Genomic DNA, 7,362 nt, shown 5'->3' on the forward strand with positions numbered 1-7,362 from the left:
ATGTCTGACGAAGAGAAGCTCCGCACCTACCTCAAGCGCGCCACGGCCGACCTGGGGGTGCTCGGCAGGCGCCTCGCCGACCTGGAGGAGGCCGCGCGCGAGCCGATCGCGATCATCGGCATGGGCTGCCGCTACCCGGGCGGAGTGGAGTCCCCGGACGGCCTGTGGCGGCTGGTCTCGGACGGTGTCGACGCGATCACCGAGTTCCCGCCGGACCGCGGCTGGGACGTCGTCCACGACCCCGACCCGGACCGTCCGGGCACGACCTACACCCGGTCGGGCGGCTTCCTCGCCGACGGCGCCGGGTTCGACGCCGGGTTCTTCGGCATCTCGCCGCGCGAGGCGTTGGCGATGGACCCGCAGCAGCGGGTGCTGCTGGAGACGGCGTGGGAGACGTTTGAGCACGCCGGGATCGACCCGACCGCACTCGGCGGCAGCCGCACGGCCGTCTTCACCGGCCTGTGGTCGTCCGGCTACGGCCACCAGCCGCCGCCGGACCTCGAAGGCTTCCTCGCCACCGGCATCGCCACCAGCGCCACGTCCGGGCGGGTCTCGTACCTGCTGGGGCTGGAGGGCGCGGCGGTGTCGGTGGACACGGCGTGCTCGTCGTCGCTGGTCGCGATCCACCTGGCCGCCCAGGCGCTGCGGGCGGGTGAGTGCTCGCTGGCGCTGGCCGGTGGGGTGACGGTGATGGCGACGCCGTCGGGGTTCGTCGAGTTCTCCCGGCAGCGGGGGCTCGCCGTCGACGGCCGGGTGAAGGCGTTCGCCGAGGCGGCGGACGGCACGTCCTGGGGCGAGGGTGCCGGCCTGCTGCTGCTGGAACGCCTCTCCGATGCGCGGCGCAACGGTCACCGGGTGCTGGCGGTGGTGCGGGGTTCGGCGGTGAACCAGGACGGCGCGTCGAACGGGCTCGCGGCGCCGAACGGTCCGTCGCAGGAACGCGTCATCCGGCAGGCGCTGGCCAGTGCCGGGTTGTCGGGGTCCGAGGTGGACGTGGTGGAGGCGCACGGCACCGGGACGACCCTCGGTGATCCGATCGAGGCGCAGGCGTTGCTGGCGACGTACGGGCAGGACCGTTCCGAGCCGCTGTGGTTGGGGTCGGTGAAGTCGAACATCGGTCACACGCAGGCGGCGGCGGGCGTCGCGGGTGTGATCAAGATGGTGATGGCGATGCGGCACGGGCAGCTGCCGCCGACCCTGCACGTGGACGCGCCCACCCCGCACGTCGACTGGTCGGCGGGCCGGGTCGCCCTACTGACCGAGGCCCGGCCGTGGCCGGAGACCGGGCGGCCCCGCCGTGCGGGCGTCTCGGCGTTCGGCATCAGCGGCACCAACGCGCACGTGGTGATCGAGGCGGTGGCCGAGGAGCCGGTCGGGGCTTCGGCGGGGACTGCGGGCGGCGTGGTGCCGTGGGTGCTGTCGGCGAAGTCGGACGCGGCGCTGCGGGAACAGGCGCGCCGACACCATCCCAACGCGCTTTCCTGACCGAGCAGCCGGGAGTCGGCGCGGTGGCGGTGGGCCGGGCGCTGGCGGGACGGTCGCGCTTCGAGCACCGGGCGGTGGTGCGCGGCGCGGAGGCGCTGGACGCCTTGGCCGAGGGCGGCACGGCACCGGGTCTGCTGACCGGGGTCGTCCGTCCGCTGGGTCGGTCGGTGTTCGTGTTCCCGGGGCAGGGTGCGCAGTGGGTGGGGATGGGGGCGGAGTTGTACGGCTCGGAGCCGGTGTTCCGGGCGGCGATCGACGCGTGTGCGGCTGCTCTGGAGCCGTTCACGGACTGGTCGTTGGTGGAGGTGCTGGTCGGGGGCGGTTCGTTGGATCGGGTGGATGTGGTGCAGCCCGCGCTGTTCGCGGTGATGGTGGCGCTGGCCGAACTGTGGCGGTCGCACGGTGTGGAACCGGATGCGGTGGTGGGGCATTCGCAGGGCGAGATCGCGGCGGCGTACGTGGCGGGCGCGCTGTCGTTGGAGGACGCGGCGAAGGTGGTGGCGTTGCGCAGCAGGGCGCTGGTCGCGCTGGCCGGGCAGGGCGGCATGGTGTCGATAGGTCTCGGGCACGAGCAGGCCGTCGAGTTGGTGGCCCGCTGGGGCGGTCGGTTGACGGTGGCGGTGGTCAACTCGGCGGACAGCGTGGTCGTGTCGGGTGACCTGGACGCGCTGGACGACCTGCTGACGGCCTGCGAGGCCGACGGCGTCCGCGCCCGCCGCCTGCCCGTCGACTACGCCGCGCACTCCGCGCAGGTCGAGGCCGTCCGCGAGCAACTCCTCACCGAGCTGGCCGACATCACACCCCACCAGGCACCCGTCCCCTTCCACTCCACCGTCACCGGCGAGCCGGTCGACACCGCCGCCCTCGACGCCGCCTACTGGTACCGCAACCTCCGCGAACCCGTCCGCTTCGACCTCGCCACCCGGCTGCTGCTCGACCACGGCCACACCGTCTTCGTCGAGGTCAGCCCCCACCCCGTCCTGGTCGCCGCCGTCGAGGAGACCGGCCACCGGCACGGCTCCGACCTCCTGGTGACCGGCACGCTCCGGCGCGACCAGGGCGACTTCCTCGCCGCGCTCGGCCGCCTGCACGTCCACGGGGTCCCGGTCGACTGGCGGTTCCCGGACACCACCGGGCCCGTCAGCCTGCCGACGTACGCCTTCCAGCGCGAGCCGTACTGGCTGCGGCCCGTCCCGGCGGCGTCGGGTGACCACCCGCTGCTCGGCACGTTCGTGGAGCTGCGCGACGGCGCGGTGCTCAGCGGGCGGATCTCGCTCACCACCCACCCGTGGCTGGCCGACCACGCCGTGCGGGGCGCCGTCCTCCTGCCCGGCACCGCGTTCGCGGAGCTGGCCGCCCACGCGGCCGGCCGGCTCGGCCGGGCGGTCGAGGAGCTGGTGCTCGAAGCGCCGCTCGTCCTCGACGACGCCCCGGTGCACCTCCAGGTCGTCGTGGGACCGGAGGAGGACGGCCGCCACCCGCTCACGGTGTACTCGCGCGACGGCGACGCGTGGGTGCGGCACGCCACCGGCACCCTGGGCGAGGAACCGGTGCTGAGCGCCTGGGACTGGCCGTCGGCCGGTGAGCCGCTCGACGTCGACGGGCTCTACGACTCGCTCGCCGCGCTCGGCTACGCGTACGGGCCGGCGTTCCAGGGCGTCACGTCGGCCCGGCGGGTCGGCGACACCGTCTACGCCGAGGTGGAACTGCCCGCCGAGGAGCCGTTCGCCCTGCACCCCGCGCTGCTCGACGCCGCCCTGCACCCCATGGCGTTCCTCACCGACCGCGCCGGCCTGCCGTTCGCGTTCACCGGAGTGGCGATCCGGCCCGCCGGCCGTGGGCCGCTGCGGGTGCGCCTGTCCGCCACCGGGCCGGACACGTACACCGTGGCCGTGGCCGAGCCGGACGGCACCCCGGTCGCCGTCATCACGTCGCTGACCGTCCGCGACGCCGCCGCCGTGCCGGACAGCCTGTACGCGCTCGACTGGGTCCCCGTCGAACCGGCCCCGACCGCCGCTGACCTCTCGGACCTCGCCGACCTCGCGGACCTGGTCGTCCACGAGGTGCCCGAGGCGGCACCCGGGACGGACCCCGTCGAGGCGGCGTACGAGAGCGCGCGGAGCGTGCTCGCCGTGATCCGGGACCACCTGGCGGGCGAGCGGACGCGGCTGGCGGTCGTCACCCGCAACGCCGTCGCCGCCGCGCCCGGTGACGTGGTCGGCCTCCACCACTCGATGGTCCGGGGCCTGGTCCGCAGCGCCGCCGCCGAGCACCCCGGCCGGTTCGTGCTGGTCGACGCCGACCCGGGCTGGGACCCCGCGCTGATCGCCGGCACGGACGAGCCGGAACTGGCGGTGCGTCAAGGGGCGCTGCGCGTCCCCCGCCTGGTCCGGGTCGGCGCGGCCCTGACCCCGCCGCCCGGGGCGTGGCGGCTGGAGGACACGGGCACCGGCAGCATCGACGACCTGGCGCTGGTGTCCCGCCCGGAGCTCCTGGAGCCGCTGCGGCCCGGCCAGGTCCGGATCGCCGTGCGGGCGGCCGGCTTGAACTTCCGGGACGTGCTGATCGCCCTCGGCGTCTACCCCGGCGCGGCCCTGATGGGCGGCGAGGGCGCGGGCGTCGTCCTCGAAACCGGCCCGGACAGCCCGTTCCGGCCCGGCGACCGCGTCATGGGCCTGGTCCCCGGCGCCTTCGGCCCGGTCACCGTGGCCGACCAGCGGCTGCTGGTGCGGATGCCCGACGACTGGACGTTCGCCCGGGCCGCGTCGGTGCCCGTGGTGTTCCTGACCGCCTGGTACGGCCTGTGCGACCTGGGCGGGCTGAAGGCTGGTGACCGGGTGCTGATCCACGCCGGTACGGGCGGCGTCGGCATGGCGGCGATCCAACTGGCCCGGCGGCTCGGGGCCGAGGTGTTCGCCACGGCGAGCCCGGGCAAGTGGCACGTGCTGCGCGGCCTCGGGCTGGACGAGGAGCACATCGCCTCGTCGCGGACCCTGGAGTTCGAGCGGACGTTCCCCCCGGTGGACGTGGTGCTGAACTCGCTGTCCGGCGAGTTCCTGGACGCCTCCCTGCGGCTGCTCGCGCCCGGCGGGCGGTTCGTGGAGATGGGCAAGACCGACATCCGCGACGCGGCCGACCACCCCGGCATCGTCTACCGGGCGTTCGACATCGCCGACGCGGGACCGGACCGGCTCGGCCGGCTCCTGGACGCCGTCCTGCGGGCCTTCGCGGACGGCGGGTTCGCGCCGCTGCCGCTGGACGTAGGCCAAGTCCGGGACGCGGTCGACGTGTTCCGGTTCATGAGCCGGGCCGCGCACGTGGGGAAGATCGTCCTGACCGTTCCCGCGGATCTCGACCCGGCCGGGACGGTGCTGGTCACCGGTGGCACGGGAACGCTGGGCGGCCTGGTGGCCCGGCACCTGGTGGCCGAGCGGGGTGTGCGGCACCTGGTGCTGGTGAGCCGCCGTGGTGGCGGGGCGGCGCTGTGCGCGGAACTGGCGGGGCTGGGCGCGCAGGTGACGGTGGCCGCGTGCGACGTGGCGGACCGGGACGCGCTGGCGGCGGTGCTGGACGCGATCCCGGCCGCGCACCCGCTGACGGCAGTCGTCCACGCGGCCGGGGTGCTCGACGACGGCGTGGTCGAGTCCCTGACGCCCGAACGGCTGGCGGCGGTCTGGGAACCCAAGGCCCGGGCCGCCTGGCACCTGCACGAACTCACCCGCGAGCGGGACCTGGCGGCGTTCGTCCTCTTCTCCTCCGCTGCCGGCACACTCGGCAGCCCCGGCCAGGCCAACTACGCCGCCGCCAACACCTTCCTCGACGCCCTCGCCGTGCACCGGCGCGCCCAGGGCCTGCCGGCGACCTCGCTCGCCTGGGGCTACTGGGCCGAGCCGAGCGGCATGACCGGGCAGCTGACCGGTGCCGACCAGGACCGGCTGCTGCGGGCCGGGGTCGTGCCACTGGCCACCGACCACGCCCTGTCGCTCTTCGACGCGGCCCTGGCCATGGACCGGGCCGCGCTGGTACCGGTCCGCCTCGACCTGTCCGTGGTGGCGAGTGCCCCTGCGGCCCCGGCGGCCCTCAAGGGCCTCGTCTCCCGCACGGCGGCCCGGCGCCCGGCCCGGCGCGGCGCGATCGCCGACCGCCTGCGGTCACTGCCGGAGGCCGAACGGCTGCGCGCCGCACTCGACCTGGTCACCGCCCACACCGCCGCCGTGCTCGGTCACCGCGAACCGGGAGCCGTACGGGACGGGCAGCCGTTCAAGGACCTCGGCTTCGACTCCCTCACCTCCGTCGAACTGCGCAACCGGCTCAACAGCGCCACCGGCCTGCGCCTGCCCGCCACCGTCACCTTCGACCACCCCACCCCGCAGCAACTCGCCGAGCACCTGCTGAGCCGAATCCTCGGTGCGCCCAAGGGTGTTGAGCCGGTGGCGTCGGTGGCGTCGGGGGCGTCGGCGGGTGGTGGGGCCGATCCGGTGGTGATCGTGGGGATGGGGTGCCGGCTGCCGGGCGGGGTGGGGTCGCCGGAGGAGTTGTGGGAGCTGGTCGCGGGCGGGGTGGACGCGATCGGGGGGTTCCCGTCGGATCGCGGCTGGGACGTCGAGGGGTTGTTCCACCCGGACGCGGATCATCCGGGGACGTCGTACACGCGGTCGGGCGGTTTCCTCGCGGACGCGGCGGGCTTCGACGCCGGGTTCTTCGGGATCTCGCCGCGTGAGGCGTTGGCGATGGACCCGCAGCAGCGGGTGCTGCTGGAGACGGCGTGGGAGACGTTCGAGCACGCCGGGATCGATCCGACCTCGCTGCGCGGCAGCCACACCGGCGTGTTCACCGGCATCTGGTCCTCCGGCTACGGCGACCGGGCACCCGCCGACGCCGAGGGCTACCTCGGTACGGGTGCCGCGACCAGCGTGACCTCCGGCCGGATCGCCTACCTGCTGGGGCTGGAGGGCGCGGCGGTCTCGCTGGACACGGCGTGCTCGTCCTCGCTGGTGGCGATCCACCTGGCGGCGCAGGCGCTCCGCTCGGGCGAGTGCTCGCTGGCGCTGGCCGGCGGGGTGACCGTGATGGCGACCCCGCTGGGGTTCACCGAGTTCTCGCGCCAGCGCGGCCTGGCCGCCGACGGCCGGGTGAAGGCGTTCGCCGAGGCGGCGGACGGCACGGCGTGGGGCGAGGGTTCGGGGTTGGTGCTGCTGGAGCGGTTGTCGGACGCCCGCCGCAACGGTCACCGGGTGCTGGCGGTGGTGCGGGGCTCGGCGGTCAACCAGGACGGCACCTCCAACGGCCTCGGCGCGCCGAACGGCCCGTCGCAGGAGCGGGTGATCCTCCAGGCGCTGGCGAACGCCGGACTGTCCCCGGCGGACGTGGACGTGGTGGAGGCCCACGGCACGGGGACGACGCTGGGTGACCCGATCGAGGCGCAGGCGCTGCTGGCGACGTACGGCCGGGGGCGGGACGAGCCGCTGTGGTTGGGGTCGGTGAAGTCGAACATCGGTCACACCCAGGCGGCGGCGGGTGCGGCCGGTGTGATCAAGATGGTGATGGCGATGCGGCACGGGCAACTGCCGCGAACCCTCCACGTCGACGCGCCGACCTCGCACGTCGACTGGGCGTCCGGAAACATCCGGCTGCTCACCGAGCCCCGGCCCTGGCCCGACAGCGGCCGTCCGCGTCGCGCGGGCGTCTCGGCGTTCGGTATCAGCGGCACCAACGCGCACGTGGTGATCGAGGCGGTGGCCGAGGAGCCGGTCGGGGCTGCGGCAGAGACGGCGGGCGGCGTGGTGCCGTGGGTGCTGTCGGCGAAGTCGGACGCGGCGCTGCGGGAACAGGCGCGCCGACTGGGCGAGTTCACCGCCGCGCACCCCGAGGTGAGTG

At 75.0% G+C, this 7,362-nt stretch carries 2 protein-coding genes; both read left to right on the top strand.

Features of this window, described 5'->3' with window-relative positions; genetic code table 11:
- Nucleotides 1-1,485, top strand: a complete 1,485-nt coding sequence (locus K353_RS07570; protein WP_111552765.1) for a beta-ketoacyl synthase N-terminal-like domain-containing protein — start codon at nt 1-3, stop codon at nt 1,483-1,485.
- 23 nt (nt 1,486-1,508) lie between these two features.
- On the top strand, nt 1,509-7,362 hold a 5,854-nt coding region (locus tag K353_RS07575; RefSeq protein WP_233533432.1), incomplete at its 3' end, for a type I polyketide synthase.

Origin of the sequence: Kitasatospora sp. SolWspMP-SS2h (genome assembly GCF_003259315.1) — a bacterium.
Classification (GTDB): Bacteria; Actinomycetota; Actinomycetes; order Streptomycetales; family Streptomycetaceae; genus Kitasatospora; species Kitasatospora fiedleri.

Coding starts and splice junctions, on each gene's coding strand:
- K353_RS07570 (WP_111552765.1), top strand. CDS start 1: ATGTCTGACGAAGAGAAGCTCCGCACCTACCTCAAGCGCGCCACGGCC.